This window comes from Belnapia sp. AC561 (assembly GCF_979252845.1).
Genome location: NZ_CEEDBP010000028.1, coordinates 1 through 25,057 on the forward strand (window position 1 = coordinate 1; position 25,057 = coordinate 25,057).

Genomic DNA, 25,057 nt, shown 5'->3' on the forward strand with positions numbered 1-25,057 from the left:
GGTCATGCGGGCCGCCACCCCCCAGGCGCCGAAGCCGCCGCGGGAGGCGCTGCCGCTCGACGCCGCCGTGCTCAGCCTGGCCGATGCCGTGCTGGCCCGGGCCGAGATCGCCCGCGGCGGCCCGCATGACCTGGTCATCGACCCGCTGATCGACCGCGCCAGCGGTACCGAGACCACGACCACCCGCGCCATGTCGCGCCGCATCGCCACGGTGGTGCGGGAGCGCCATCCGGCCTTTCGGGTGCAGCCCTTCACCCTGGCCGCGCTCGAGGCCAAGCCGCTGGTCCTGCTCGGCGCCATCACCGGCGTGGTCGAGGCCGGCAGCCTGACCAACAGCACCGACAAGGCCCCCGCGGCCTATCGCATCTGGGCGGTGCTGGCCGATCTCTCGACCGGCAAGGTGGTGGCGCACGAGACCGCCTGGGTCCGCCCGGATGAGGTCGACACCACCCCGACCGCCTTCACCCGCGACAGCCCCACCTGGCTCGCCGACCCCGCCGCTGCCGCCTATCTCAAGGTCTGCGCCGGCAATCCGGGCGATGCCATCGACGCCGCCTGGCTGGATGGGCTGAAGGCGGAGGCGCTGATCACCCAGGCGACCACCGCCTACGAGGCCGGCCGCTTCGCCCAGGCCAAGACGCTCTATGCCGATGCCAAGGCCGCGCCGAAGGGCAACCAGCTCCGCACCCTGAACGGCCAGTACCTGACCGCCACGGCGCTGGGCCAGCCGCAGGAGGCCGAGCGCGCCTTCGGCCAGCTGGTGGACTACGGGCTGGAGCGGAAGCGCCTGGCGGTGAAGTTCCTGTTCCGCCCCGGCGCCACGGAGTTCTGGCCCGACCCGGCGATCAGCGGCCCCTACGACATGTGGCTGCGGCAGATCGCCAACCGCACCCGCGCCGATGAGGCCTGCCTCGATGTCTCAGGCCATGCCAGCACCACCGGCACGGCATCCTGGAACGAGCGGCTGTCGCTGATGCGGGCCCAGACCATCCGCAGCAAGCTGATCGCGGACCAGCCCGGCCTCGGCCCGCGCCTCCGGACCGAGGGCTTCGGCGCCGCCCGGCCGCTGGTCGGCACCGGCCGGGACGATGCGACCGATGCGCTCGACCGCCGCGTCGAGTTCGAGCCGCGGGAATGCCGCACCGGCTGATCGGCCCCGCCGCTCAGTCCCGTTGCTCAGCCGGGCGGCGGCAGGAACTCCACGCCGTATTCGGCGGCGATCCGGACGACTTCCCCCGGATCGCCGACACCGTGGATGCGGCTGAAGAGCTCGTAGAGCCCCTTGCTCGGCGCCACCCAGAACAGCGCCCGCACCGGCTTCCCCGACTTGTTGAAGATGCCATGCGGGCTGCCCATCGGCATCTTGATCAGGTCGCCGGTCGAGGCGTGCTTCGTCTCCCCCGCCAGGAAGAGCTCGAAGGTGCCGTCGAGCATGTAGATGAACTCATCCTGGTCGGCATGGATATGTGGCGGCACGAAGGTGCCGTCCGGGAACAGCGTCTCGAAGGCGAAGGATGCGGCGGAATGCTGCATCGGCTTGTAGGTCTGGCCGAGGATGTTCCAGACCACCCCGCCTTCGCCCGTCCCGGCCGGGGTGATCCCTGCGGTCATCGCTGGCAGCTCCATATTCGCCTCCTGTTTGTTTCAGACGTGCAGGTAAGTTTCGCGCAAGCCCGGCGCCGCGGCCAGTGCTTCGCTGCTGCCGGTCCAGACCGTGCGGCCCTTTTCCATCACCACATGCCGGTCCGCCAGCCGCAGCACCGCGCCGAGGTTCTTGTCGATCAGCAGGATCGCCTGGCCCTCCGCCTTGAGCCGCGCCAGCACCGCCCAGATCTCGGCCCGCACCAGCGGCGCGAGGCCCTCCGTCGCCTCATCGAGCAGCAGCAGGCGCGGGTTGGTCATCAGCGCCCGGCCGATCGCCAGCATCTGCTGCTCGCCGCCCGAGAGCTGCGCGCCGGGCTGGCGCCGCCGCTCCTCCAGCCGGGGAAACAGCCCGAAGACCTCCCGCAGCCCCCAGCGCGGCGCGCCGAAGCGGCTGGCCGCCGTCGCCGTCAGGTTCTCCTCGACGCTGAGGGTCGGGAAGACCTGCCGCCCCTCCGGCACCAGCCCGAGGCCGAGCTGCGCGATCCGGTGCGGCGCCCGCCCGACAAGCGCGGTGCCGCCGAATGCGGCCCGCCCGCCCAGCACCCGGCCGCCGAGCCCCGGCAGCAGCCCCATGATCGCCCGGATGGTCGTGGTCTTGCCCATGCCGTTGCGGCCGAGCAGGGTCACCACCTCCCCGGGACCGACCGCCAGCGAGACGCCGGCGAGCACCTGGCTGCCGCCATAGCCGGCGGCGAGATCCTCCACGACCAGCATCAGGCGACCGCGTCCTCGCCGAGATAGGCCGCCCGCACCGCCGGGTCGGCGCGGGTCGCCGCCGGCGCATCGGTGGCGATGACCCGGCCATAGACCAGCACCGAGATCCGGTCGGCCAGCGCGAAGACCGCCTGCATGTCGTGCTCGACCAGCAGGATCGCGTAGCGCCGCTTCAGCCCCAGGAGAATATCGATCAGCCGCTCCGTCTCCTCCGGCCCGGCGCCGGCCAGCGGCTCGTCCAGCAGCAGCAGGCGCGGCTCGCCCGCCAGGGCGATCGCCAATTCCAACTGCCGCTTCTCGCCATGCGAGAGCGCCCCGGCCGGCGCCGCGGCACGGCCCGCCAGCCCCACCTGGTCCAGCGCCGCCAGCGCCGCCGCATTGAGCTTCGCCTCGCCCGCCGCCCGCCGCAGGAAGCGGAAGGAGGAGCCGCTGCGCGCCTGCACCGCCAGCGCCGCATTCTCCAGCGCCGAGAAGCCGGGGATGACCGAGGTGATCTGGAAGCTCCGCGCCAGCCCGAGCCGCGCCCGGCGGTGCAGGGGGAGGGCGGTCACGTCGCGCCCGGCGAAGCGGACTACCCCCGCATCCGGCCGCAAGGTGCCCGAGAGCTGGTGGATCAGCGTGGTCTTGCCCGCGCCGTTCGGGCCGATCACCGCATGGATGCCGCCCGGCGCCACGGCGAAGGAGACGTTGTCGGTCACCGCCAGCCCGCCGAAGCGCTTGCGGAGGCCGATCACCTCGAGGATCGGCTCAGCCACGCCGCAGCATCCGGCCGATCTGCCCCGGCACCCCCGCCAGCCCGCCCCGCAGATGCAGCACCGCCAGCACCAGCAGCGGCCCGAAGACCAGCCGCCAATGCTGGGTCCAGTGGCTCAGCCCCTCCTCCAGCAGCACGAAGGCCAGCGCCCCCAGCACCGCCCCATGCAGCGAGCCGAGCCCGCCCAGGATCACCATGAACAGCAGGTCGCCCGAGCGCTGCCAGGCGAGGAAGGAGGGCGCCACGAATTCCGTCGCATTGGCCAGCAGCATCCCCGCCAGCCCCGCCACCGCGCCGGCGATGGCATAGGCGACCAGCCGGTAGGGCGTGGGGGAGAAGCCCACCGCCCGCACCCGCTCGGGGTTCTCCCGCACCGCCCGCAGTACCCGGCCGAAGCGGGAGGCGAGCAGCACCCGCCCGCCCAGCAGACTGGCGGCCAGCAGGCCGAGGCAGAGGTAGTGGAAGACCACCCGATCCTCCAGCCAGCGCCCCCCCGCCAGCGTGCTGCGGCCATACAGCGTATAGCCGTCGTCGCCGCCATAGCCCGCCAGCGAGGCCGCGGTGAAGAAGGCCATCTGCCCGAAGGCCAGGGTGATCATGATGAAATGCACGCCGCTGGTCCGCACCGCGACCGCGCCCGTCAGCAGCGCGAACAGCGCCGCCGCGGCCATGGCGATGGGCGCCACCACCAGCGCCTCCGTCACCCGCGCATCGTTCAGCGCCACCACCGCATAGGCGCCGACGCCCAGCATCGCCGCATGGCCGAGGCTGACCAAGCCGGCACCGCCGACCAGCAGCCAGAGGCTGACCGCCGCCAGCCCCATGATCATCGCCCGCGCCAGGATGGTCAGCACATAGCCCTCGCCGAGCCCGACGACGGGCGCCGCCGCCAGCAGGGCGAAGACCAGCAGCGGCAGCCAGGATCGCTTGATCACCCGCGCACCGGAAACAGCCCGCGCGGCCGCACCGCCAGGATCAGCGCCATCACCGCATAGACCAGCATGGAGCCGATCGCCGCGCCCGCCTGCCGCGCCGGCGAGGCCGCCATGAAAAGGCGCAGCAGGTCGGGCATCAGCGACCGTCCCAGGGTCTCCACCAGCCCGACCAGCAGCGCCGCAATGAAGGCCCCGCGCACGCTGCCGATGCCGCCGATGACGATGACGACGAAGGCGAGGATCAGCACCCCATCCCCCATCCCCGGCTCGACCGAGAGGACCGGCGCCGCCATCACCCCGGCGAAGCCCGCCAGCATCGCGCCGAAGCCGAAGACCAGCATGAACAGCCGGCGGATATCGACGCCGAGCGCCGCCACCATCGCCGCATTCGTGGCCCCGGCCCGCACCAGCGCGCCGGCCTTCGTGCGCTCCACCAGCAGCCAGAGCAGCCCCGCCGTCGCCAGCCCGGCGCCGAGAATCGCCAGCCGGTAGACCGGATACTGCAGCCCCGGCAGCAGGGTGATGCCGCCGGCGAGGAGCGCCGGGCCCGCCATCTGCAAGGGCGCGGTGCCCCAGACGATCTTCACCGCCTCGTTCAGGAAGAGGATGACGCCGAAGCTCGCCAGCACCTGCGACAGGTGGTCGCGGTCGTACAGGTGCCGGAAGACCAGCCATTCCAGCACCAGCCCACAGGCCAGCGTCGCCGGCAGCGCCAGCAGCAGCCCGCCCCAGAAGCTGCCCGTCACGGCGGCCAGGCTTGCGCCGAGATAGGCGCCCAGCATGTACTGCACCCCATGCGCTAGGTTGATGAAATCCATCACCCCGAAGACCAGCGTCAGCCCCGCCGCGACCAGGAACAGCAGCACCCCGAATTGCAGGCCGTTCAGCCCCTGCACCAGGAACAGCCCGAGACTCATCGGCGGCTCAACGCATCCGGCATTCGGCCGCCCAAGGGTCCACGTCGCTGGTCAGCACCTTGCGTACCGTCTCGGTCTGGAACTTGCCGTCCGCCCGCTTCGCCACCTGGCACAACCAGAAATCCTGCACCGGGTAGTGGTTGACGCCGAACTTGAAGTCGCCCCGCACCGACTGGAACTCCGCCGCCCGCAGCGCCGCGCGCAGCGCATCCTTCGCGCCGAGATTGCCGCCCACCTTGCGGATGGCGCTGTTCAGCAGCATCGCCGCGTCGTAGCTCTGCGCCGCGTAGCTCGCCGGCACGTAGCCGAAGCCCGCCTCGAAATCCCGCACGAAGCGGGTATTCGCCGCATTGTCCATGTTGGGCGCCCAGGGCGCCGCCGAGAAGAAGCCGAGCGCCGCATCCTGCTGCGCCGGCAGGGTCGCCTCGTCCACCGTGAAGGTGGACAGGAAGGGAATGGTCGCCAGCCCCGCCTGCCGGTACTGCCGCACCAGGTTGATGCCGAGCCCGCCCGGCATGAAGGTGAAGAGCGCATCCGGCTTCGCCGCCGCGATCTTCGCCAGCTCGGCCGAGAAGTCGAGCTGGGTCAGCGGCACATAGACCTCGTCCACCACCTCGCCCTTGAAGCGGGACTTGAAGCCGGCGACGGCATCCCGCCCGGCCTGGTAGTTCGGCACCAGCACGAAGACCCGCTTGTGCCCGGCATCCTGCGCCGCCTGGCCCATCACCGAATGGACCTGGTCGTTGTTGTAGCTGGTCGTGAAGAAATTCGGGTTGCACCCCCGCCCGGCGAAGGTCGAGGGCCCGGCATTGGTCGAGATCAGGAAGGTGCCGCTTTCCGTCACCGGCCGCATCACCGCCGCGAGGATGTTCGAGAAGAGCACGCCGACGACGAAATCCACCTTGTCCCGCTCGATCGCGGTGCGGACCTTGGTGACCGCGACCTCCGGCCGCAGCTCGTCGTCGATCGGCACCACCTCCACCGCCAGCCCGCCGAGCTTGTTGTCGAGGTGCTTCAGCCCCTGCAGGAAGCCGTCGCGCAGCTGGGTGCCGAGCGCGGCCTGCGGCCCGGTCTGGATCGCCACCAGCCCAATCTTCACCCCGGCCGCCTGGGCCCGTGCCGGCCCCAGCAGCGCCGGCACGGCCAAGGCCCCCGCCGCACCCAGTGCACCCCGCCTGCCGATGGCCGTCATCCCTGCCGCTCCCGAAGCTGATCCGCCGCTGGTTTGCCGGATTTCGGCGCATTGCCAAAGGGTCTTTCCGGCACCGCGGCGCGGCGGGAACCGGTTCGGCAGCAGGCCTGATTCGCCCGAATTATATAAAACGAAGTATTCGTGTTGATGAAATGAACGAAGTGCCGCTTCCGCTGTTCCTTAGATAGTCAATTCCGGCCTGCCTTATGGGAATCCAAACAAGTGCCACAGCATAACGATGGCAGTCCGGAATCGGGTACAGAGTCGATACAAGTCATCGAGGAATCAGCCAGGATTTCGACCGAGCAGGTCGAGACCGGCCGGGTCCGCGTCGAACTTCGCAGCGAGGTCGAGCAGCATCAGCTGCAGGCCACCCTGCGGAGCGAGGCGGTGACCTTCGAACGCCGCGCCATCGGCCGCCAATTGGCCGAAGGCGAGCCGCTTCCCGTCCCGCATGAGGAGGAGGACGGCCGGGTCACGGTGATCCCGGTGCTCGAGGAAATCCTCGTCGTGGAGAAGCGGCTGGTGCTGCGGGAGGAATTGCGCCTCCGCCGCAGCATCCGCCTCGAGGAGGTCGAGCAATCCATCGACGTCCTGCGCCAGCACGCGGAGGTCACCCGGCAGCCGCCGGCCGCCCATCGCGATCCCGCAACCGAATCCGCAGCCATGAGGTCCACCATGAGCACCCATACGAACAGCCAGACCATCACCGCCGTCTTCGACAGCATGAGCGAGGCCGAGACCGCCGCGCAGACCCTCGCCATGCAGGTCGGCGGCGTCCGCGCCGCGCTCTACGGCTCCGAGGCCGATGCCACCCGCCTGCGGGATCTCGGCGTCAGCGCCCCCGACCGCGACGTGCTGGAGGAAGCGATCCGCCGCGGCGGCGCCGTCCTCTCTGCCACCGTCCCCGAGGACCGCATCACCAGCGTCACCGAAGTCCTCGAGTCCTCCGGCGCGGTCGACCTCGACCAGCGCGAGGCGAGCTGGCGCCAGTCCGGCTGGCAGGGCAGCGGCGCGACCGCGACCAAGGTGAATGCCATGGACACCGGCACCGCGGGCGCGGCCACGGGCATGGGCAGCGGCGTCGGCACCACCGCCTCGCTGCCGGCCGGCATGCCGACCCGGTCCGCGGCCACCGGAAGCACCGCCACCGGCGGGACGGTCCGCGACGGCCAGGACGAGGTCATCCCCGTCGTCGAGGAGCATCTCCGCGTCGGCAAGCGCGAGGCCGCCACCGGCCGCATCCGGGTGCATTCCCACATCGTGGAGACTCCGGTCGAGGAGCAGGTGACCCTGCACCAGGAGCATGTCCAGGTGGAGCGCCGCCCGGTCGACCGCCCGGTCGATGCGACGGCCGCCGCCTTCCAGGACCGCACCATCGAGGCGACCGAGACCACCGAGGAAGCCGTGGTCGCCAAGGAGGCCCGGGTGGTGGAGGAAGTCGTCCTGCGCAAGACCAGCGACGACGAGACCCGCACCATCCGCGACAGCGTGCGCCACACCGAGGTCTCGGTCGATGACGACCGTGCCGCCGGCACCACCCGCGCGACCGGCACCACGGCGCAGCCGCAGAACCCGAAGCGCTGAGGCCGCGGGGGCCGGCGGCATCGCCCGCCGGCCCCATCTTGGTCAGGCGCGGCCGGCCTCCCCGGCCAGCCGCGCCGCGCGCCGCACCAGCGGGCTTTCCGCATCGCTCAGCGGCGCCAGGACGGTAAAGTGGTTGGCGCCCGGCAGCGCCTCCCAGCTGCCGCCCCAATGCGCGGCGAAGTCGCGGGTCTGGCGGATGAACTCGTCGCTCTCGCTGCCGCCCACCACCGCATGCAGCGCCAGCCCGGCGGGCGCCGGCAGCAGGGCAGGGGACTGCGCCCGCGCCGCCGCCACATCCAGGCCGAGCGCCGCATTGATGCTGGTCCCGACCAGCGGTTCCAATTCGAAGACGCCGGAGATCGGCAGCCCGGCCGCCACCAGCCCCGCCGGCAGGCCGCGCGCCGCCCAATCCGTCGCCATCAGCATCGCACTCGCGTGGCCACCGGCCGAATGCCCCATCGCCAGCAGCCGCCGGCCGCAGCGCCGGTGCACCAGCGCCGCCGCCACCCGCAGCTGCTCGGTGATCTGTGCCAGCGTCACGCCTGGGCAGAGGTCGTAGGAGGGCACCGCGACGGCCACGCCCCGGGCCAGCAGGCCCCGCGCGCAATGGCTGAAGACGCTCCGGTCCAATGACTGCCAATAGCCGCCGTGGACGAAGAGGGCGGTCGGCCAATCCTCGCCCGGTCCCGGCCGGAACAGGTCCAGCCTTTCGCGCTCGCCCGGCCCATAGGCCAGTCCCAGCTCGGCCTCGGCCCAGCCCGCGCGGAAGGCCGCCGCATCCCGCACCCAGCCGGCGATGATGCCGGGATGTTCAGGAACCAGGGCCCGGTTGTTGTATTGCGCTTCATAATCCATGGGCAGCATTGCAGCCCGCCCCGGCGTCCGCGGCAAGCCAGGCCGCCCGATGGGATGGATCGAGCCGCCGCCCGCGCCCGGGCATGAGGACAGCATGCGCATCTACCTCGCCGGCCCCGAACTCTTCTTCGCCGATGCCGATCGCATCGCCGCCGCCAAGCGCGCCATCTGCGCGGCGGAGGGCCATGTCGGCGTCTTCCCGACCGAGCCGCCGCCCGTCCCGCCCCCGGCGGGGGAGCCCGAGTGGTTCCGCCTCTACCTGGCGAACGAGGCGCATATCCGGAGCTGCGACGCGTTGATCGCCAACCTCACCCCCTTCCGCGGCCCCTCGGCCGACCCCGGCACGGTCTACGAGCTCGGCTTCATGCGGGCGCTGGGCCGCCCCATCGCCGGCTTCATGAATACCGATGCCCGCTTCGGCAGCCGGACCCTGGCCGCCCTCGGCCCCGCCGCCCGCCGCCGGGGGGAGGGCTGGGAGGATGCCGAGGGCATGGCGGTGGAGGAATTCGACCTGCACGACAACCTGATGATCGAGGGCGGCATCCGCGCCGCCGGCGGCCACTTCACCACCGCGGCGGTCGCCCCGGCCGCGCGCTGGACCGACCTGGCCGCCTTCGCCCGCTGCGTCGCTTGCATCGGCCGGCCCAGAAGTTTATAGGAATACTGTCACAGGCACCGCTGCGTCCAATGCGCGGGTCGAAGGCCGGAAAACCCGCCGGCCGACACACGAAATTCAGCCGAATCAATGGTTTGGCCGGAAAAATTGTGAAAAATTTTAGCGAATTTTACCGAATTGAGCCGAATTTCAGCGAATTGAGCAGGCTTTAGCAGAATTTATCCGAAGCGCCGCGGCCGCAGACCCGCCTGGAACCAGGTGATCATCGAGTAGATGTCATAGACGGGCAGCCCCACCGCCTCCCTCAGGGCAGCGGCATAGGGCGGCATGTTGGTGCATTCCAGCACGATCGCGCCCACCTCCGGATGCGCCGCCACCAGCGCCCGCCCGGCCTCCAGGATGTCCTGCTCCGCCAGATCGACGTCCATGTCCACCGCCTGGGCCTGGATCAGCACCCGGAAGAACTCGCGCCCGCCCTCGGTCCCGACCACGGGGACATCCAGCGGCACCCCCGCCGCCTCCAGATGCGCCGGGGTCAGCGACCCGCCGCTCACCGTCACCACGCCGACCCGCTGGCCCGGCGGCAGGGTCGCCTGCACCCAGGGCACCTGCATGAGGGAGGAGGTGGCGACCGGCACCCCGACGGCGGCGGCGATCTCCCGCTGGAACAGCGACAGGAAGCCGCAGTTGGTGGTGATGGCCTCGGCCCCGAGGTCCACCAGCTCCCGCGCCGCGGCGATGAAATCGGGCAGCAGCCCGCGCGCGCCTTCCAGCACCACGCGTTCCGGCGTCGCGCCGCGCACCACCTTGAACAGCACCGGGAAGGGCCAGGTCTCGCCATTGCCCATGTCGCCGGGAATGCGCGGAAAACGGGCTTCCAGCATCAGGATGCCGAGCGGCGCGCCATAGATGGATTTTCCGCCGCGCGCGATGCGCCGGGGGGCCTTGGTTTGGCTGGTCATGCGCCCAGCCTATCCCACACCATGCGGCGCCGAAACCTGCCCCCCTGGAAACAGAGAAGGACGCCCCGGGATGCTCCGCCGCCTGATCCTCGCCACGATGCTCCTCGCCGGCCCCGCCCTGGCCCCCGCCTGGGCACAGGACCAATGGCCCAGCCGCCCCATCACCATCCTCGGCGGCTTCCCCAATGGCGCCGGCACCGACATCTATGCCCGCAAGCTGGCCGAGCCGCTCTCCCGCGCGCTCGGCCAGCCGGTGGTCGTCGACAACCGCACCGGCGCCGGCGGCAACATCGCCTCCGACGCGGTCGCCAAGGCGCGGCCGGATGGCTACCTGTTCCTGCTCGGCACCGCCGGCACCCATGCCATCAATGCCGGGCTCTACCGCAACCTGCCCTTCCACCCGCTGCGCGACGTCACCCATGTCATCCTGCTCGGCGACGTGCCGAACGTGCTGCTGGTCAACCCGGAGAAGCGGCCGCAATACGCCACCTGCGCCGACGTGCTGGCCGCCGCCCGCGCCCGGCCCGGCGCGCTGAACTATGCCTCGACCGGCAACGGCGCCTCCACCCATCTCGCCGGCGCGCAATTCGCCAATGCCAACGGCATCGCGCTGACGCATGTGCCCTATCGCGGCCAGCCCGGCGCCATGGGGGCGCTGCTGGCCGGCGACGTGGACCTCTTCTTCAACCAGACCGGACCCAGCATCGGCGCGGTGCAGCAGGGCCAGGTGAAGGCCCTGGCGGTCACCACGCTGGAGCCGGTCCGGGCGCTGCCGGGCGTCCCCACCATGGCCGAGGCCTGCGCCATGCCCGGCTTCGAGACCAGCACCTGGTACGGGCTGCTCGCCCCGCCCGGCCTGCCGGCGGCGATCCAGACCCGGATGAATGCCGAGATCGCCCGCATCATCGGCGCCCCCGAGTTCCAGGCCTGGCTGGTCGAGACCCAGGGCATCACCCCGCCGAGCGATACCAGCCCGGCCGGCTTCCGCGCGGTGCATGAGCGCGACATCGCCCGCTGGGGCGAGACCATCCGCCGCTCCGGCGCCAGCGTCGACTGAGCCGCGCCGGATACAACGATTCCGTGTCGTGGGTCGGTTTGCAACCGCATCCGCTGGCGTGTTAACCCGGGTCATGTCCCAAGTTCAGGGCGGCCCGATGTCCTTTCTCGCACCCATCACCCTGCCGGCCTCGCTCACCACCCGGGCGCTGGTGGCGCTGCGGCGCGATATCGTCACCACCCGCCTGGCCCCGGGCGAGACCCTGTCCGAGGCGGCCACCGCCGGGCGCCTCGGCCTCGGCAAGGCGCCGATCCGCGCCGCCCTGGCCCGCCTCGCCGAGGAAGGGCTGGTGCAGCCGGTGCCGCGCCGCGGCTGGATCGTCTCCCTGGTGACGATCCGGGACATCCACGAGGTCTTCGACCTTCGCCTGCTGCTGGAGCCCGAGGCGGCGCGGCGTGCCGCCGGACGGCCGCGGGGCAGCATCGATGCCGCCGCGCTCGGCCAGCTCGACGCGGTCTGCGAGGCCGGCTACCGGCCGGAGGATCCCACCAGCGCGCTCGGCTTCCTCGAGGCCAACCGGGCTTTCCACGTCGCCATCGCGGGGCTCTCCGGCAATGCCCGGCTGGCCCGGCAGATCGGCCGGCTGCTGGACGAGAGCACGCGGATGCTGGTGCTCGGCCTCAGGCGGCGCGACCGCAGCGGCGAGATGGCGCATGAGCACCGGGCGCTGACCGCGGCCCTGGCCTGCGGCGATGCCGAGGCCGCCGCCGCGCTGATGCGGGACCAGGTGGCGGCCAGCCGCGCCATGGTGCTGGCGGCGCTGACCGCACCGGATGCCGCCACCGGCGTGTGACGCCGGCGCGGCCCGGGAAACGCCATCGCCGCATCGCGCGCGACGCGCTACCACTCTCCGGCAGACCGGAGTGCCGTGGATGAGTGGGACCGTTGCCGCCATGCCGAAGAGCCTTTGGGCCGCGACGGCGCCGCCGCCGCCGGCCACGGTGGCGCTGGCCGGCGGAGCGCATTGCGACGTGGCGGTGGTGGGCGCCGGCTTCACCGGCCTTTCCGCCGCGCTGCACCTGGCCGAGGCGGGCATCGCCTGCACGGTGCTGGAAGCCGCCGAGATCGGCTTCGGCGCCTCCGGCCGCAACAACGGCCAGGTCATCCCCAACCTGTCCCGCATGGACCCGGATGCGATCGTCGCGGCGACCCCGCGCGAGCTGGGCGGGGCGGAGAAGGGGGAGGCCTTCGTGGCCCTGGTCCGCGACAGCGCCAGCCTGGTCTTCGACCTGATCCGCCGGCATGGCATCGCGGCGGAGGCGGTGCAGAACGGCTGGATCCAGCCGGCGCACCGGCCTTCCCGCATGAAGCTGGTCGAATCGCGCGTCCGGCAATGGGGCAGCCGCGGCGCGCCGGTGCGGGTGCTGTCCAAGGCCGAGGTCGCCGGGCTGGCCGGCAGCGAGTCCTGGGAGGGCGGCTGGGAGAATCGCAGCGGCGGGCGGATCAACCCGCTGGGCTATGCGCGCGGGCTGGCGGCGGCGGCGATCAAGGCCGGCGCCACCATCCATACCCGCAGCCCGGTGACGCGCATCACGCGGGAGCCGAGCGGCTGGGTGATGGAGACGCCGGGCGGCAGGCTGGGCGCCGACCGCATCATCCTGGCGACCAATGCCTATACGCCGCCCGGGCTCTGGCCCGGCCTCGCCCGCACCGTGGTGCCGGTGCGCAGCTACCAGATGGCGACCAGTGTGCTGTCCGACAACATCCGCAAATCCATCCTGCCGGAGGGTCATGCGCTGTCGGATACCCGCGGCGACCTGTTCTTCTACCGCTTCGACGCCGATGGCCGGCTGGTGACCGGCGGCGGGCTGATTGTCCCCTTCGGCTGGGAGGGCCGCATCAAGGACCGCATCCGCGCCCGCATCGCCCGGGTCTTCCCCCAGGTCGGCGACTTCGAATTCGAGTATGTCTGGTGGGGCCATATCGGCGGCACTCAGGACAAGCTGCCGCATGTCTACGAGCTTGCGCCGGGGGTGCTGGCCTGGACCGGCTGCAACGGCCGCGGCGTCGGCCTGGCGACGGCGCTCGGCCAGGAGCTGGCCAAGGCCTGCGCCGGGGTGCCGCTGCGTGAGATCGCGGTGCCGGTCGAGACCCGGCTGAAGCCCATCCTCGGCTATGAGTTCCGCGCGCTCGGCACCGCCTGGCACGTCATGCAGAACCGCCGCGCGGATCAGCGCGACTGAATTTGTCACGCCGACTTCAGTGAAGCTGTATGGATTGTCACGGCAAGGCAGTCCGCGCTGCCGATAGGCTCACCGTTGCGCGATCCCGCGCAGCGGAGACAGAGCCATGACGGATTTCGTCATCGTCGTCGCCACCCTGGCCGCGGTTGCGTCCGGTGGCGGTGCCGGCACCGTGCCGGACCGGCTGCCCACCCTCGGCTTCCAGACCTACCCCAGCCTCGCCGCCTGCGAGGATGCGGTGACGCACAACGAGGCGCGGCCGGGCACGCGGCTGGTCTGCCTGCCGATCGAGCCGCCGCCGGGGACGCTGTTCAGCGCCCACTGAGCCTCGGCCCGCGGCAACGGCGCCGCCCCTGGCCGCAAGGGCCGGGGCGGCGGCCGCCGGTCAGGCCGCCTTGGCTTCGCGGCGGCGCTCGGTCAGGACGAATTCGGTATAGCCATTGGGCTGCGCCGCGCCCTGGAAGACCAGGTCGCAGGCCGCCTTGAAGGCCACGCCGTCGAAGCCGGGCGCCATCGGGGTATAGAGCGGATCGCCGGCATTCTGGCCATCAACCACCGCGGCCATCCGCTTCAGCGTCTCCATCACCTGCGCCTCGGTGGTGATGCCGTGCTTCAGCCAATTGGCGATGTGCTGGGCGCTGATCCGCAGGGTCGCGCGATCCTCCATCAGCCCGACATTGTTGATGTCCGGCACCTTGGAGCAGCCGACGCCCTGGTCGATCCAGCGCACGACATAGCCGAGGATCCCTTGCGCATTGTTGTCGAGCTCGGCCTGCACCGCATCGGCCGGCCAATTGGTGTCGGTCGCCAGCGGGATGGTGAGGATGTCGTCGAGCTTGGCGCGACGGCCGCCCTGGACGATCTCCTCCTGCCGGGCCGCGACATCGACCTCATGGTAGTGCAGCGCATGCAGCGTCGCGGCGGTCGGGGAGGGGACCCAGGCGGTATTCGCCCCGGCCTTGGGATGGCCGACCTTCTGCACCAGCATGTCGGCCATGGCATCGGGCGCCGCCCACATGCCCTTGCCGATCTGCGCCCGGCCGCGCAGCCCGCACATCAGCCCGACGTCGACGTTCCAGTCCTCATAGGCCTTGATCCAGGCGGCACCGCGCATGTCGCCTTTCCGAAGGACTGGGCCGGCGGCCATCGCGGTGTGGATCTCGTCGCCGGTGCGGTCGAGGAAGCCGGTGTTGATGAAGGCGACGCGATCCTTGGCGGCGCGGATGCATTCGGGGAGGTTCACCGTGGTGCGGCGCTCCTCGTCCATGATGCCCATCTTGAGCGTGGCGCGCGGCAGGCCGAAGGCATCCTCGACCCGGCCGAAGAGCTCGTTCGCCCAGGCCACTTCCTCCGGCCCGTGCATCTTCGGCTTCACGATGTAGACGCTGCCGGCGCGGCTGTTCAGCTTCTTGACCCGCAGGTCGTGCAGCGCGATGGCGACCGAGCACATGGCGTCGAGGATGGTCTCCGGCGTTTCGGCACCGTCCAGCGTGACGACATCCGTCATCATGTGGTGGCCGACGTTGCGCACCAGCATGACCGAGCGGCCATGGAGCGTGATGGCGCCGCCCGCGGGCTGCAGGTAGGTGCGGTCCGCGTTCAGCTTGCGGACCAGCGTCTTGCCGCCCTTCTCGAAGCTCGCCTCCAGCGTGCCGTTCATCAGGCCGAGCCAGTTGCGGTAGACCTCGACCTTGTCCTCGGCATCGACGGCGGCGACGCTGTCCTCGAAGTCGACGATGGTGGTGACGGCGCTTTCCAGCACCAGGTCGGCGACGCCGGCCGGGTCGTCCCTGCCGATCGGGTGGTCGCGGTCGATCACCAGCTCGGCATGCAGGCCGTTGTGGACGAACAGCAGCGAGGAGGGCGCCGTGGCCTCCCCCAGGTAGCCGATGCACTGGCCGGGGCGGGCGAGGCCGGCGGTGCTGCCGTCCTGCATCGTCACCGCCAGGGCGCCGGCGGCGATGGCATAGAATTTCGCCTGGGCATGGGAGGCGCCGCCGGCGAGCGGGGCGATGCGGTCCAGCGCCTTCCGGGCGAATTCGATGACCTTCTTGCCGCGCGCCGGGTTGTAGCCCTTGCCGCGGGCCGCGCCATCGGTATCCGGAATGGCATCGGTGCCATAAAGCGCATCGTAGAGGCTGCCCCAGCGGGCATTGGCGGCATTCAGCGCATAGCGGGCATTGGAGACCGGCACGACCAGCTGCGGCCCGGCGACATGGCCGAATTCGGCATCGACATTGGTGGTGCCGACCTGGAAGGCGGGGCCCTCCGGCACGAGGTAGCCGATCTCCCGCAGCATGGCGGTATAGGCGGCGAGATCCACCGGCCTCGCCGGATGCGCGGCATGCCAGGCGTCGATCTTCGCCTGGAGGTCGTTGCGCTTGGCCAGCAGCGCGGCATTGCGCGGGGCGAGGTCGCGCAGGATGGCGGCATAGGAGGTCCAGAACCGCTCCGGCGTCACGCCGGTGCCCGGCAGCGCCTCGTTGTCCAGGAAGTCGCGCAGCGCGCGCGCCACGCTCAGACCTGCAACCTCAACCCGATCCGCCATGGAAGGCCTCCCCGATGGGCCCCGATGGCGGGGCATGAGGGGGCTACCTAGGCGGAAACCGGGCGGAGGCAAAGGGAGCAAGACCGGGGAGAAAGTATTCTCCCCGGACCCCTCATCTATTTTTGTGAGTTAGAGCCCGGCGTGGTCCAACCTCAGGATGGCCCTTGCCATGGCCTGGGCGCGGGGGACCAGGCTGGCGACCTCCAGGTATTCCTCCGGGCTGTGGGCCTTGCCGCCGACCGGGCCAACGGCGCAGATGGTGGGCGCACCGACGGCCGCGGTGAAGCCGCTGTCGGCGCAGCCGCCGCTGAACTCGCCGGTGATGGTCAAGCCGCTCTCGGCCGCCGCCGTCTGGTACATGCTGAATAGCTTCGCCGCCGCCGGGGTCTGGGTCAGCGGCAGGAACTCGCCGCGGATGGTCAGCGTGGACTTCGTGCCGGGGATGAAGGATTTGGCGATGATCGCGTGGATCTTGCCCATCACCTCGTCCCGGTCGGCGGGTTCCCGGTAGCGCAGGTCGATCTGGCCCTGGGCCCAGGGGGCCACGGTATTCACGCTCTGCCCGCCGGAGACCAGGCCGACGTTCAGGGTGATGCCGCGGTCGAGGTCGGTCAGCGCATGGATCGCGGTGATCTTGGCCGCCAGCTCGCCGATGGCGCTGATCCCGGCCTCGAAATTGCCGCCCGAATGGGCCGCCTTGCCCTCGATGTCGAAGACCGAGAAGACGCCGCCCTTGCGGCCGGTGACAACCCCGCCGTTGGGCCGGCCGGGTTCGGAATTGAACACGACGCGGGCCTCGCGGGCGGTGCTCTCGATGACGGCGCGGCCCTCCGGGCTGCCGATCTCCTCGTCGCCGGTGAACAGGCCGACCAGTGGGCCGGGCGCCCCGCCGAATTGCTGGAAGGCGGCGAGGACGAACATGTTCATCACCAGCCCCGCCTTCATGTCGGCGACGCCGGGGCCGGAGGCGATGCCGTCCTCGATGCGGAAGGGCCGGCGGGTCGGCTCGCCCTTGGGGAAGACCGTGTCCCGGTGCCCCATGAGGACGATCTTCTCCTTGGCATTGCCGCGGGAAAGGCGGTCCTCGCCGGCGACCATGGCCTTCAGGCAATCGCCGTGCTTCTCGCGCGGGACGACCTCCACCGGGATGCCGCGATCGGCCATGAAGCGCTGGACGATGCCGCCCACGGCATCGACGCCGGGTTTGTCGTAGCTGCCGCCATCGGTATTCACCATGGCTTCCAGCACGCCCAGCATGGCCTCCTGCTGGGTGGCGAGCCAGGCGGCGATGGTGGCTTCGGTGGTGGCGGTCATGCGGGCCCTCGTCAGGATGCTGGGCCGAGCCTACTCCACCTTGCCGATCCGCTGAACCGCCCGCCGCAGCCGGGCGGCATCGGCCTGGAAGAACTCCTCGAAGGCCTTGCCATCGCGGTAGTCCAGCGTATTGCCGCCGGCGGCGAGGGCGCGCTGCACCTCGGCATCCTCGGCCACGTGCCGCAGTCCCTGGCGCAGCGCGGCCAGCAGCGGCGCGGGGGTGCCGGCGGGGGCGAAGACGCCGGTCCAGATATAGAACTCGGCCTCGGGAAAGCCGCTCTCGACCAGGGTCGGCACCGCCTCGTAGCCCGGCAGGCGGCGGGCGCCCCAGCAGGCGAGCGCCCGCAGCCGGCCGTCGCGGATATGCGGGGCGATCGGGCCGGGGCCGCTGGCCATGGCCTGCACCTGGCCGCCCAGCAGCGCGGTCAGCGCCGGGCCGCCGCCCTGGAAGGGCACGTGCAGCAGCTCGATCCCCGCCGCCGTGGTGAGCATCGCCACCGGCACGTGCAGCGCCGAGTAATTGCCCGAGGAGCCGTAGCTGATCGCCCCCGGCCGCGCCTTCGCATCGGCCAGGAAGTCGGCGAGGGTCTTCCAGAGGCTGTCGGCCGCCACCACCAGCAGGGTCGGATCGGCGGAGAACAGGGCGACGGGGGTGAGCTGGTCCAGCTCATAGGCCGGGGCGCGGCCGAGCAGCCTTGCCGCTTCCGGCAGGATGGCGAGGGAGGAAAGCGCCATCAGCAGGGTCAGCCCATCCGGCGCGGCGCGGGCGACGAAGGCATTGCCGATCTCGCCCGCCGCCCCGGCCCGGTTCACCACCGGCACCGGCTGGCGCCAGACCCGTTCCAGCCCCGCCGCCACCGGCCGGGCCACCACATCCGCCTGGCCGCCGGGCGGGAAGGCCACCACCATGGTCACGGGGCGGCCGGGGAATTCCTGCCCTTGGGCCTGCCCCCGGGCCACCGCGGGCAGGGCAAGCGATCCCGCCAGCAGCGCCCGGCGCCTCACGCGACCGGGTTCTCCAGCACGCCAATCCCGGCGACCTCGATCCGCACCACGTCGCCGGGCTTCAGGAAGCGCGGCGGCTTGAAGCCGATGCCGACGCCGACCGGCGTGCCCGTCGCGATGATGTCGCCGGGCTCGAGCGTGATGCCGGCCGAGATCGCCTCGATCAGGGTCGGGATGTCGAAGATCAGGTCGGCGACCAGGGCATCCTGGCGCGGCTCCCCGTTCACATGCGTGGTCAGCCGCAGCTTGGTCGGGTCCGGCGCCTCGTCGGCGGTGAGGATGGCCGGGCCCATCGGGCAGAAGCCGTCGATGCCCTTGCCGAGCACCCACTGCCGGTGCTTGTGCTGCAGGGTCCGCGCCGTCACGTCGTTGACGATGGTATAGCCGAAGACGTGCTGCGCCCAATCCGCCTTGGCGATGCCGCGCCCGCCCTTGCCGATGACCACCGCCAGCTCGCCCTCGTAGTCGACGCTGTCGGTGGGGTCGAGGAAGGAGGGGATGGCATCGCCCGGGCCGCTGACCGAGGTCGGCGGCTTGGTGAAGACCACGGGGGCTTCCGGCACCACGTCCTTGGTCGAGGCATCGAAGCCCGAGCCGGCGAATTCCTTGGCATGCTCGTGGTAGTTCTTGCCGACGCAGAAGATGTTCTTCGCCGGGCGCGGGATCGGCGCCAGCAGCACCGCGTCGGTGACCACCGGCGCGGTTTCCGCCGCGGCGCGGGCCCGCTTCAGCATCGGCTCGCCGCCGGCGATCAGCGCCGGCATGTTGTCCCAGGATACCGCCTGGTCCGCGGCGGACAGGTCGAGCACCGCGCCATCGGCCCGCAGCGCACCAACCCGTCCCCCGGCCCAGCCCGGCCGCTTGTAGGTCACCAACCGCATCGACCATCTCCTCTGTCCCGCGAGTGTGCCGGGAAAGCGGAGGCGCGCGCAAATGGCCAGGGCGGGGCGGCCTCAGTCGAGGCGGACCGCCTCGGCGAGGTAATCCAGGAAGGCGCGCACCCGGGCCGGCAGCGGCCCGCCGGGGCCGATGAAGATGGCCGAGATCGCCTCGCGGTCGCCGGGATTCCAGTCCTCCAGCAGCGGCACCAGCCGGCCGGCGGCGAGGTCCTCGCCGATATGGAAGCCACCGAGCCGGGCGATGCCGAGGCCGGCGACGGCCAGCCGCCGCATCTGCTCCCCGTCGCTGACCAGCGCATTGCCGGCGGGCAGCACGCTGGTCGGAACCCCGTCCGGGCCGCGGAAAGGCCAGCCGGCGACCTGCCGGGCGAAGCCGAAGCCGAGCAGGTTGTGCCCGGCAAGCGCGGCCGGGCTGGCCGGCGTGCCATGCCGGGCGAGGTAGGCCGGGGCGGCCACCACCAGCACCCGGCTTTCGCCGAGCTTCTTGGCGACCAGCCGCGATTCGCGCAGCGGCCCGACCCGGATCGCCACGTCGGCCCGCTCATCCAACAGGTCGACCACGGTATCGGTCAGGGTCAGGTCCAGCCTCACCTCCGGGTAGCGGCCGAGAAATTCGGGGACCAGCGGCAGCAGCAGGTGCAGGCCGAAGGCGGTATTGGCATTCACCCGCAGCCGGCCGCGCGGGGTGGCGCCGGCCCCGGCCTCGTCCTCGGCGGCCTCGATATCCGCCAGAATGCGCTGGGCGCGGTCGTGGAAGGTGACGCCCTCCGGCGTCAGCTGCAGGCGGCGGGTGGAGCGGCCGAACAGCCGGGTGCCGAGCCGCGCCTCGAGCCGCCCCACCAGCTTGCTGACCGCCGAGGGGCTGAGGCGCAGGGCCCGGGCGGCGGCGGAGAAGCTGCCGGTCTGCACCACCCGGACGAAGACCTCCATCTCCGCCGCGCGATTGATGTCCGGCCTCGCCATGGTGACTTCGTCTCACAGATGCTGTGCCGAGCATGAGGCTATGGCACGGATCGCGACAGGTCCATCTCCGCCGTCAAGCGGCCCCGTCGCGGGGCCAACGGAGAATCCCCCATGCCACCCGCCTTGTATGCCCTGACCGCCGGCGCCTTTGGGATCGGCGTCACCGAATTCGTCATCATGGGCCTGCTGCTGCAGGTCGGCGCCGATTTCCAGGTCTCGGTCGCCACCGCCGGGCTGCTGATCTCGGGCTATGCCCTGGGCGTGGTGGTCGGCGCCCCGCTCGTCACCATCCTCACCGGCCGGATGCCCCGTCGCAGCGTGCTGATCGGGCTGATGGTGGTCTTCACCCTCGGCAACCTCGGCTGTGCCCTGGCGCCGAGCTACGGCTGGCTGATGGCGGCCCGCATCGTCACCGCCTTCGCCCATGGCACCTTCTTCGGCGTCGGCTCGGTGGTCGCCACCAGCCTGGTCGCGCCGGAGCGGCGGGCCTCGGCCATTGCCCTGATGTTCACCGGCCTGACCCTGGCCAATATCCTCGGCGTGCCCTTCGGTACCTGGCTCGGCCAGGTCTATGGCTGGCGCGCCACCTTCTGGGCGGTGACGGTGATCGGGCTGGTCACCCTGCCGGTGATCGCTCTGCTGATCCCGCACGACAAGCCGGAGGCCGCGGCCGGCGACTGGCGGGCCGACCTCGCGGTGCTCGGCCGCAAGCCGGTGCTGCTGGGGCTGGCGACCACCGTGCTGGGCTTCGCCGGGGTCTTTGCCGTCTTCACCTATATCGCCCCGCTGCTGACCCAGGTCGCCGGCCTGCCGGAAGGGCTGGTCTCGCCGGTGCTGCTGCTGTTCGGGGGCGGGCTGGTGCTGGGCAACCTGCTCGGCGGCCGGCTGGCGGACCGCTGGCTGCTTCCGAGCATCCTCGGCAGCCTCGGTGCCCTGGCGCTGGTGCTGCTGGGCATGGGCTTCGTGGTCGCCAGCCCGGTGGCGATGACCGTCGCGGTCGGCCTGCTCGGCGTCGCCGGCTTCGCCACCGTCCCGCCGCTGCAGATGTGGGTGCTGCAGCGGGCCGAGGGCGCCGGCCAGAGCTTGGCGGCCAGCTTCAACATCGGCGCCTTCAACCTCGGCAATGCGCTCGGCGCCTGGCTGGGTGGGCTGGCGATCGAGCATGGGCTCGGCCTCGCGGCGCTGCCCTGGGTCGCCATGCTGCTGCCGCTGCTGGCCCTGCTGCTTGCCTGGTGGGGCCGCACGGCCACCGCCCAGGCGAGTGCCCGCCTGCTCGCGGCGGAATAGCGCGCGGCTAGGCCGGCTCGGCCAGCGGGATGCTGGCCGCCTGTTCCAGCGCCCGGGCGCCGCGGAAGACCAGGTCGTCCCGGTACAGCGCCGCAGCGAGCTGGACCGCCCGCGGCATGCCGTGCTCGTCGAGGCCGACCGGCACGGTGATGGCGGGCTGCCGGGTCAGGTTGAAGGCGAAGGTCCAGGGCGCCCAGTCGCGCCACAGCGCCTCGGTCGGGCGGAGGGTCGGCTGGTCGGCGGCGAAGGCGGCGGTCGGCGTGGTCGGGCACAGCATCAGGTCAAAGCGCTGGTGGAACCGGGCCGCGGCATGCGCCGCCTCGATCCGCATCGCCTCGGCGCCGAGGAAGTCGATGGCGCTCATGCCGCCCTCGCGCTCGGCCACTTCCTCGAGGCCGGAATCGAGCAGGGCGCGCTTCTCCGGCGGCAGGGTGGAGACGAGCCGGGCCAGCGCCACGCCCCAGACCCGGCCGAAGATGGCGCGGGTATCGGGCAGGCCGGGGTCGGCCTCCTCGACGATGGCGCCCTGCTCCCGCAGCAGTTCAGCCGCGCCCTGCAGCGCCGCCTCGCCATCCGCATCCAGCGGCGGGGCGAAGCCGAGCCGGCGGACCAAGCCGATGCGCATCCCGGCGACGCCGTCCTCGATGCCGCGCCGCCAGTCGCGGCCCTCATCCGGCAGCGAGAAGGGGTCGCGCAGGTCGTGCTGCGCCATGGCGGAGAACATCAGCGCGTTGTCGCGCACGGTGCGGGTCATCGGCCCGGCGCAGGCGACGTTGGCGAAGGCGCCGAGCGGCCATTGCGGGACGCGCCCGAAGGAGGGCTTGAGCCCGACCAGGCCGCAGTAGGCGGCGGGGATGCGGACCGAGCCGCCGGCATCGGTGCCGATATGCAGCGGCCCGAAGCAGGCCGCGCCCGCCGCGCCGGCGCCGGAGGAGGAGCCGCCGACCGTCCGCTCCCGGTTCCAGGGATTGCGGGTGATGCCGTGCAGCGGGCAGTCGCCGGGCGTCTTCCAGCCGAATTCCGTGGTGGTGGTCTTGCCGAGGATGACCGCGCCGGCCTGCTTCAGCCCCATCACCGCGGGGGCATCCTCGGTCGCCGGGGTCGCATCGGTCGTCTTGCTGCCGCGGCGGGTCGGGAAGCCCGCCATGTTCAGCAGGTCCTTCACCGTCGCCGGCACGCCGTCCAGCAGGCCGATGGGGCGGCCGGCCATCCAGCGGGCCTCGCTCTCGCCGGCGGCCTGCAGGGCGCGGGGATTCATCGCCGCGAAGGCATTCACCCAGGGGTTGTATCGGGCGACCCTTTCGGTGACCGCCTTTAGCACCTCCACCGGGCTGAGCGCCCGCCGGGCATAGAGGGCGAGCAGGGTCTCGGCGGACATCAGGGCGGGGTCGGTCGGCGTCATCATGGGTCCTGCGGCTAGGGGTGGCCAATCTGCGCCCCCGGGGCCGGGGATAAAAGCCCGGGGGTGGAGGCCCCCCCCGGGGTTGGCCTCAGGCCGCCGCGGCCATCACGTGCTGCCGGCAACGCATCAGGGGCTGGATGCGCTGGCCGTAGTCGTCCATGCCGGCGATGAAGTCGTCGAAGGTCAGCATGATGCCCTTCACCCCCGGCATCGCCGCCGCCTCGTCCAGCATCCGCGCCACATTGGCATAGCTGCCGACCAGGGTGCCCATGTTGAAGTTGATGGGCGAGGCGGAGCGCTGGATGGCCGCCGCCATGGAGGTGCCCTGGGTATTCACGTCGGCCGCGGCATGGCCGAGCAGATGTGCCAGGGCCTCCCGGTCGGCGCCGGCGTTGTAGCTGTCCCACTTGGCCATCGCCGCCTCGTCGGTCTCGTCGGCGATGACCATGTAGAGGATGTAGGAGCCGACGTCGCGGCCGGTCTTGGCCGCCGCCGCCAGCATCCGTCGCGGCACGTCGATGCATTTCTGCGGCTCGTTCACGCCCTCGCCCAGGGCGAAGTTGAAGTCGCAGTACTGCGCGGCGAATTCCATCCCGCGATCAGACTGCCCGGCGGCGACCAGCTTGATCGGGACCGAGGGGGCCGGGCTCATCTTGCAGGCGTCCATCTGGAAGAATTCGCCCTTGTGGTCGCTGCTGCCGGTCTCCCAGAGCTGCTTCAGGATCTGGACGTATTCGGTGCTGTAGTCGTAGCGCCTGGCGAAATACTCGTCGCCCGGCCAGAGGCCCATCTGGGTGTATTCCACCTTGTGCCAGCCGGAGACGATGTTCACCCCGAAGCGGCCGCCGGAGATGCTGTCCACCGTGGTGGCCATGCGGGCGACGATGGCCGGCGGGATGGTGAGCACGGCGGTCGAGGCATAGAGCCGGATCTTCGAGGTGACCGAGGCGAGGCCCGCCATCAGGGTGAAGCTCTCGAGCCCATGGTCCCAGAATTCGGTCTTCCCGCCGAAGCCATGCAGCTTGATCATCGAGAGGGCGAAGTCGAGGCCATAGCCCTCGGCCTTCTGCACCACCGTCTTGTTCAGCTCGAAGCTCGGCATGTACTGCGGCGAATTGGCGGAGATGATCCAGCCGTTGTTGTTGATCGGGATGAAGACGCCGATATCCATGGGATCGCCCCTGTTGCCTGAACCGGTTGCGGTACTGCCGGGCACAGCTGCAAATCACATGCCACCACTGGTCCTTCAGGAGACGCCGCCATGACCGAAACGCCCGCCCCGCAGCAGCCCTGGGAATGGCCGGAGGCGCATTGGCGCGGCCTGGTCGGCAATGCCCGCGCCGGCCGCCGCCTGGCGCCCAGGGCCTGGCCGGGCGGCGCCCGCTGCTGCGTCACCCTCTCCTTCGACGCGGACCACGAGACGACGCCGCTGCGCGATTCCGACAGCAGCCCGATGCGCATCAGCCAGGGCCAGTACGGCAATCGCCAGGGCATCCCGCGCATCCGCGCGCTGCTGGCCCGGCACGGCATCCGCGCCAGCTTCTTCTACCCCGCGGTCGCCGCCCTGCTGTATCCGGAGGAGATCCGCGCCGTCGCCGACGAGGGCAACGAGATCGGCATCCATTCCTGGATCCATGAGGCCAATACCGCGCTGCCGCCCGGCGTCGAGCGCGACCTGACCTTCCGCGCGACCGACGTGCTGGAGAAGCTCAGCGGCCGCCGCCCGGTCGGCATCCGCACCGCGAGCTGGGATTTCTCCACCGAGACGCTGGCGATCATCCAGGAGCTCGGCCTGCTCTACGACAGCAGCCTGATGGCCGACGACGATGCCTATGAGCTGCTGGACCACGGCAAGCCGACCGGCATCGTCGAGCTGCCGCCGGAGTGGATCCGCGACGACGCGCCCTATTTCAACTTCGTCCGCTTCAGCGCGCTACGGCCCTACACCGCCCCCGCCGTGGTCGAGGACATCTTCCGCGCCGAATTCGAGGGCGCCTATGCCGAGGGCGGCCTGTTCCTGCTGACCATGCACCCGCATATCATCGGCCACCGCAGCCGCATCGCGCTGCTGGACCGGCTGGTGGCCCATATGAAGGCCAAGGGCGACGTCTGGTTCGCGACCCATGCCGAGGTGGCGCAATACGTGAAGGACCAGGGCTGACCGGGCCGCCGCGGACTGCGCTCCGGCTGGGCAGGAAACCGTACCCCTGCCCAGCGAAGGCG

The 25,057-nt window shown here is 71.3% G+C and carries 24 protein-coding genes; 9 read left to right on the plus strand and 15 right to left on the minus strand.

Features of this window, described 5'->3' with window-relative positions:
- On the plus strand, nt 1-1,150 hold a 1,150-nt coding region (locus AC0IW9_RS20495), incomplete at its 5' end, for an OmpA family protein (protein ID WP_471650158.1).
- A gap of 26 nt (nt 1,151-1,176) precedes the next feature.
- Here the strand turns inward: AC0IW9_RS20495 and AC0IW9_RS20500 are convergent.
- The 6 genes from AC0IW9_RS20500 to AC0IW9_RS20525 are packed head-to-tail and all read right to left on the minus strand — an operon-like array spanning nt 1,177 to nt 6,156.
- Nucleotides 1,177-1,611 (minus strand): cupin domain-containing protein, encoded by a 435-nt coding sequence (locus tag AC0IW9_RS20500; protein WP_471650159.1) that lies wholly within the window; start codon nt 1,609-1,611, stop codon nt 1,177-1,179.
- 33 nt (nt 1,612-1,644) lie between these two features.
- Nucleotides 1,645-2,358, minus strand: coding sequence for an ABC transporter ATP-binding protein (locus AC0IW9_RS20505; RefSeq protein ID WP_471650160.1), 714 nt, complete (start codon nt 2,356-2,358; stop codon nt 1,645-1,647).
- Nucleotides 2,358-3,113 carry an ABC transporter ATP-binding protein gene (locus tag AC0IW9_RS20510; protein WP_471650161.1) on the minus strand — a complete coding sequence of 252 codons (756 nt, stop codon included), beginning with the start codon at nt 3,111-3,113 and terminating at the stop codon, nt 2,358-2,360. Before AC0IW9_RS20510 ends, AC0IW9_RS20505 begins: the two co-directional genes overlap by 1 nt.
- Nucleotides 3,106-4,047 (minus strand): branched-chain amino acid ABC transporter permease, encoded by a 942-nt coding sequence (locus tag AC0IW9_RS20515; protein WP_471650162.1) that lies wholly within the window; start codon nt 4,045-4,047, stop codon nt 3,106-3,108. Before AC0IW9_RS20515 ends, AC0IW9_RS20510 begins: the two co-directional genes overlap by 8 nt.
- The gene (locus AC0IW9_RS20520) at nt 4,044-4,964 is read right to left on the minus strand and encodes a branched-chain amino acid ABC transporter permease (RefSeq protein ID WP_471650163.1); all 921 of its coding nucleotides are present in this window, start codon (nt 4,962-4,964) and stop codon (nt 4,044-4,046) included. The genes AC0IW9_RS20515 and AC0IW9_RS20520 overlap by 4 nt, the downstream gene beginning before the upstream one ends.
- A 7-nt stretch (nt 4,965-4,971) precedes the next feature.
- Nucleotides 4,972-6,156: an ABC transporter substrate-binding protein gene (locus AC0IW9_RS20525; RefSeq protein ID WP_471650164.1), complete on the minus strand. Its 1,185-nt coding sequence runs from the start codon at nt 6,154-6,156 to the stop codon at nt 4,972-4,974.
- 222 nt (nt 6,157-6,378) lie between these two features.
- Between AC0IW9_RS20525 and AC0IW9_RS20530 the strand changes: the two genes are divergently transcribed.
- Nucleotides 6,379-7,743, plus strand: a complete 1,365-nt coding sequence (locus tag AC0IW9_RS20530) for a YsnF/AvaK domain-containing protein (RefSeq protein WP_471650165.1) — start codon at nt 6,379-6,381, stop codon at nt 7,741-7,743.
- A gap of 42 nt (nt 7,744-7,785) precedes the next feature.
- Here the strand turns inward: AC0IW9_RS20530 and AC0IW9_RS20535 are convergent, their stop codons facing one another.
- The gene (locus AC0IW9_RS20535; protein ID WP_471650166.1) at nt 7,786-8,598 is read right to left on the minus strand and encodes an alpha/beta hydrolase; all 813 of its coding nucleotides are present in this window, start codon (nt 8,596-8,598) and stop codon (nt 7,786-7,788) included.
- 94 nt (nt 8,599-8,692) lie between these two features.
- Here AC0IW9_RS20535 and AC0IW9_RS20540 point away from each other — a divergent pair, with 94 nt between their 5' ends.
- On the plus strand, nt 8,693-9,256 hold the full coding sequence (locus AC0IW9_RS20540) for a nucleoside 2-deoxyribosyltransferase (protein WP_471650167.1): 564 nt from the start codon (nt 8,693-8,695) through the stop codon (nt 9,254-9,256).
- A 176-nt stretch (nt 9,257-9,432) separates the two neighbouring features.
- Here the strand turns inward: AC0IW9_RS20540 and AC0IW9_RS20545 are convergent, their stop codons facing one another.
- Nucleotides 9,433-10,176, minus strand: coding sequence for an aspartate/glutamate racemase family protein (locus tag AC0IW9_RS20545; RefSeq protein WP_471650168.1), 744 nt, complete (start codon nt 10,174-10,176; stop codon nt 9,433-9,435).
- Between the two features lie 70 nt (nt 10,177-10,246).
- Between AC0IW9_RS20545 and AC0IW9_RS20550 the strand changes: the two genes are divergently transcribed.
- The 4 genes from AC0IW9_RS20550 to AC0IW9_RS20565 all read left to right on the plus strand — a co-directional run bounded on the left by AC0IW9_RS20550 (nt 10,247) and on the right by AC0IW9_RS20565 (nt 13,741).
- Complete coding sequence (locus AC0IW9_RS20550) at nt 10,247-11,233, plus strand: Bug family tripartite tricarboxylate transporter substrate binding protein (protein WP_471650169.1); 987 nt, start codon at nt 10,247-10,249, stop codon at nt 11,231-11,233.
- Nucleotides 11,234-11,330: 97 nt separating this feature from the next.
- Nucleotides 11,331-12,026, plus strand: a complete 696-nt coding sequence (locus tag AC0IW9_RS20555) for a GntR family transcriptional regulator (RefSeq protein WP_471650170.1) — start codon at nt 11,331-11,333, stop codon at nt 12,024-12,026.
- 79 nt (nt 12,027-12,105) lie between these two features.
- The gene (locus AC0IW9_RS20560) at nt 12,106-13,416 is read left to right on the plus strand and encodes an NAD(P)/FAD-dependent oxidoreductase (RefSeq protein ID WP_471650171.1); all 1,311 of its coding nucleotides are present in this window, start codon (nt 12,106-12,108) and stop codon (nt 13,414-13,416) included.
- Nucleotides 13,417-13,522: 106 nt separating this feature from the next.
- Nucleotides 13,523-13,741 carry a hypothetical protein gene (locus AC0IW9_RS20565; protein WP_471650172.1) on the plus strand — a complete coding sequence of 73 codons (219 nt, stop codon included), beginning with the start codon at nt 13,523-13,525 and terminating at the stop codon, nt 13,739-13,741.
- 60 nt (nt 13,742-13,801) lie between these two features.
- On the opposite strand, the gene AC0IW9_RS20570 is transcribed toward AC0IW9_RS20565, so the two are convergent.
- The 5 genes from AC0IW9_RS20570 to AC0IW9_RS20590 form a co-directional block, all read right to left on the minus strand.
- Entirely contained in the window at nt 13,802-15,964 is a 2,163-nt protein-coding gene (locus AC0IW9_RS20570) for a malate synthase G (RefSeq protein ID WP_471650173.1), read from the minus strand.
- Nucleotides 15,965-16,093: 129 nt separating this feature from the next.
- Nucleotides 16,094-17,278, minus strand: a complete 1,185-nt coding sequence (locus AC0IW9_RS20575) for a M20 family metallopeptidase (protein WP_471650174.1) — start codon at nt 17,276-17,278, stop codon at nt 16,094-16,096.
- 30 nt (nt 17,279-17,308) lie between these two features.
- Nucleotides 17,309-18,283: a Bug family tripartite tricarboxylate transporter substrate binding protein gene (locus tag AC0IW9_RS20580; RefSeq protein WP_471650175.1), complete on the minus strand. Its 975-nt coding sequence runs from the start codon at nt 18,281-18,283 to the stop codon at nt 17,309-17,311.
- Nucleotides 18,280-19,164, minus strand: a complete 885-nt coding sequence (locus AC0IW9_RS20585) for a fumarylacetoacetate hydrolase family protein (protein WP_471650176.1) — start codon at nt 19,162-19,164, stop codon at nt 18,280-18,282. The genes AC0IW9_RS20580 and AC0IW9_RS20585 overlap by 4 nt, the downstream gene beginning before the upstream one ends.
- 72 nt (nt 19,165-19,236) lie before the next feature.
- Complete coding sequence (locus AC0IW9_RS20590; RefSeq protein ID WP_471650177.1) at nt 19,237-20,145, minus strand: LysR family transcriptional regulator; 909 nt, start codon at nt 20,143-20,145, stop codon at nt 19,237-19,239.
- Between the two features lie 111 nt (nt 20,146-20,256).
- On the opposite strand from AC0IW9_RS20590, the gene AC0IW9_RS20595 reads away from it, so the two are divergent.
- A complete protein-coding gene (locus AC0IW9_RS20595) occupies nt 20,257-21,432 on the plus strand; it encodes an MFS transporter (RefSeq protein WP_471650178.1) in 1,176 nt (391 codons plus the stop codon).
- A gap of 7 nt (nt 21,433-21,439) precedes the next feature.
- Here AC0IW9_RS20595 and AC0IW9_RS20600 read toward each other — a convergent pair whose 3' ends face one another.
- Together AC0IW9_RS20600 and rutA are read right to left on the minus strand one after the other, a co-directional pair.
- The gene (locus AC0IW9_RS20600) at nt 21,440-22,837 is read right to left on the minus strand and encodes an amidase (protein ID WP_471650179.1); all 1,398 of its coding nucleotides are present in this window, start codon (nt 22,835-22,837) and stop codon (nt 21,440-21,442) included.
- A gap of 85 nt (nt 22,838-22,922) precedes the next feature.
- The gene (rutA, locus tag AC0IW9_RS20605) at nt 22,923-24,005 is read right to left on the minus strand and encodes a pyrimidine utilization protein A (protein ID WP_471650180.1); all 1,083 of its coding nucleotides are present in this window, start codon (nt 24,003-24,005) and stop codon (nt 22,923-22,925) included.
- A gap of 90 nt (nt 24,006-24,095) precedes the next feature.
- Between rutA and AC0IW9_RS20610 the strand changes: the two genes are divergently transcribed.
- Nucleotides 24,096-24,995, plus strand: a complete 900-nt coding sequence (locus tag AC0IW9_RS20610; RefSeq protein WP_471650181.1) for a polysaccharide deacetylase family protein — start codon at nt 24,096-24,098, stop codon at nt 24,993-24,995.
- The last annotated feature ends 62 nt before the right edge of the window (nt 24,996-25,057 follow it).

What these genes read in the sequence shown, in the direction of transcription:
- rutA (WP_471650180.1), bottom strand. Translation starts at nt 24,005, where the DNA reads ATGGATATCGGCGTCTTCATCCCGATCAACAACAACGGCTGGATCATC.
- AC0IW9_RS20550 (WP_471650169.1), top strand. Translation starts at nt 10,247, where the DNA reads ATGCTCCGCCGCCTGATCCTCGCCACGATGCTCCTCGCCGGCCCCGCC.
- AC0IW9_RS20575 (WP_471650174.1), bottom strand. Translation starts at nt 17,278, where the DNA reads ATGACCGCCACCACCGAAGCCACCATCGCCGCCTGGCTCGCCACCCAG.
- AC0IW9_RS20555 (WP_471650170.1), top strand. Translation starts at nt 11,331, where the DNA reads ATGTCCTTTCTCGCACCCATCACCCTGCCGGCCTCGCTCACCACCCGG.
- AC0IW9_RS20570 (WP_471650173.1), bottom strand. Translation starts at nt 15,964, where the DNA reads ATGGCGGATCGGGTTGAGGTTGCAGGTCTGAGCGTGGCGCGCGCGCTG.
- AC0IW9_RS20565 (WP_471650172.1), top strand. Translation starts at nt 13,523, where the DNA reads ATGACGGATTTCGTCATCGTCGTCGCCACCCTGGCCGCGGTTGCGTCC.
- AC0IW9_RS20505 (WP_471650160.1), bottom strand. Translation starts at nt 2,358, where the DNA reads ATGCTGGTCGTGGAGGATCTCGCCGCCGGCTATGGCGGCAGCCAGGTG.
- AC0IW9_RS20560 (WP_471650171.1), top strand. Translation starts at nt 12,106, where the DNA reads ATGAGTGGGACCGTTGCCGCCATGCCGAAGAGCCTTTGGGCCGCGACG.
- AC0IW9_RS20600 (WP_471650179.1), bottom strand. Translation starts at nt 22,837, where the DNA reads ATGATGACGCCGACCGACCCCGCCCTGATGTCCGCCGAGACCCTGCTC.
- AC0IW9_RS20590 (WP_471650177.1), bottom strand. Translation starts at nt 20,145, where the DNA reads ATGGCGAGGCCGGACATCAATCGCGCGGCGGAGATGGAGGTCTTCGTC.
- AC0IW9_RS20585 (WP_471650176.1), bottom strand. Translation starts at nt 19,164, where the DNA reads ATGCGGTTGGTGACCTACAAGCGGCCGGGCTGGGCCGGGGGACGGGTT.
- AC0IW9_RS20595 (WP_471650178.1), top strand. Translation starts at nt 20,257, where the DNA reads ATGCCACCCGCCTTGTATGCCCTGACCGCCGGCGCCTTTGGGATCGGC.
- AC0IW9_RS20610 (WP_471650181.1), top strand. Translation starts at nt 24,096, where the DNA reads ATGACCGAAACGCCCGCCCCGCAGCAGCCCTGGGAATGGCCGGAGGCG.
- AC0IW9_RS20500 (WP_471650159.1), bottom strand. Translation starts at nt 1,611, where the DNA reads ATGACCGCAGGGATCACCCCGGCCGGGACGGGCGAAGGCGGGGTGGTC.
- AC0IW9_RS20545 (WP_471650168.1), bottom strand. Translation starts at nt 10,176, where the DNA reads ATGACCAGCCAAACCAAGGCCCCCCGGCGCATCGCGCGCGGCGGAAAA.
- AC0IW9_RS20540 (WP_471650167.1), top strand. Translation starts at nt 8,693, where the DNA reads ATGCGCATCTACCTCGCCGGCCCCGAACTCTTCTTCGCCGATGCCGAT.
- AC0IW9_RS20525 (WP_471650164.1), bottom strand. Translation starts at nt 6,156, where the DNA reads ATGACGGCCATCGGCAGGCGGGGTGCACTGGGTGCGGCGGGGGCCTTG.
- AC0IW9_RS20520 (WP_471650163.1), bottom strand. Translation starts at nt 4,964, where the DNA reads ATGAGTCTCGGGCTGTTCCTGGTGCAGGGGCTGAACGGCCTGCAATTC.
- AC0IW9_RS20535 (WP_471650166.1), bottom strand. Translation starts at nt 8,598, where the DNA reads ATGGATTATGAAGCGCAATACAACAACCGGGCCCTGGTTCCTGAACAT.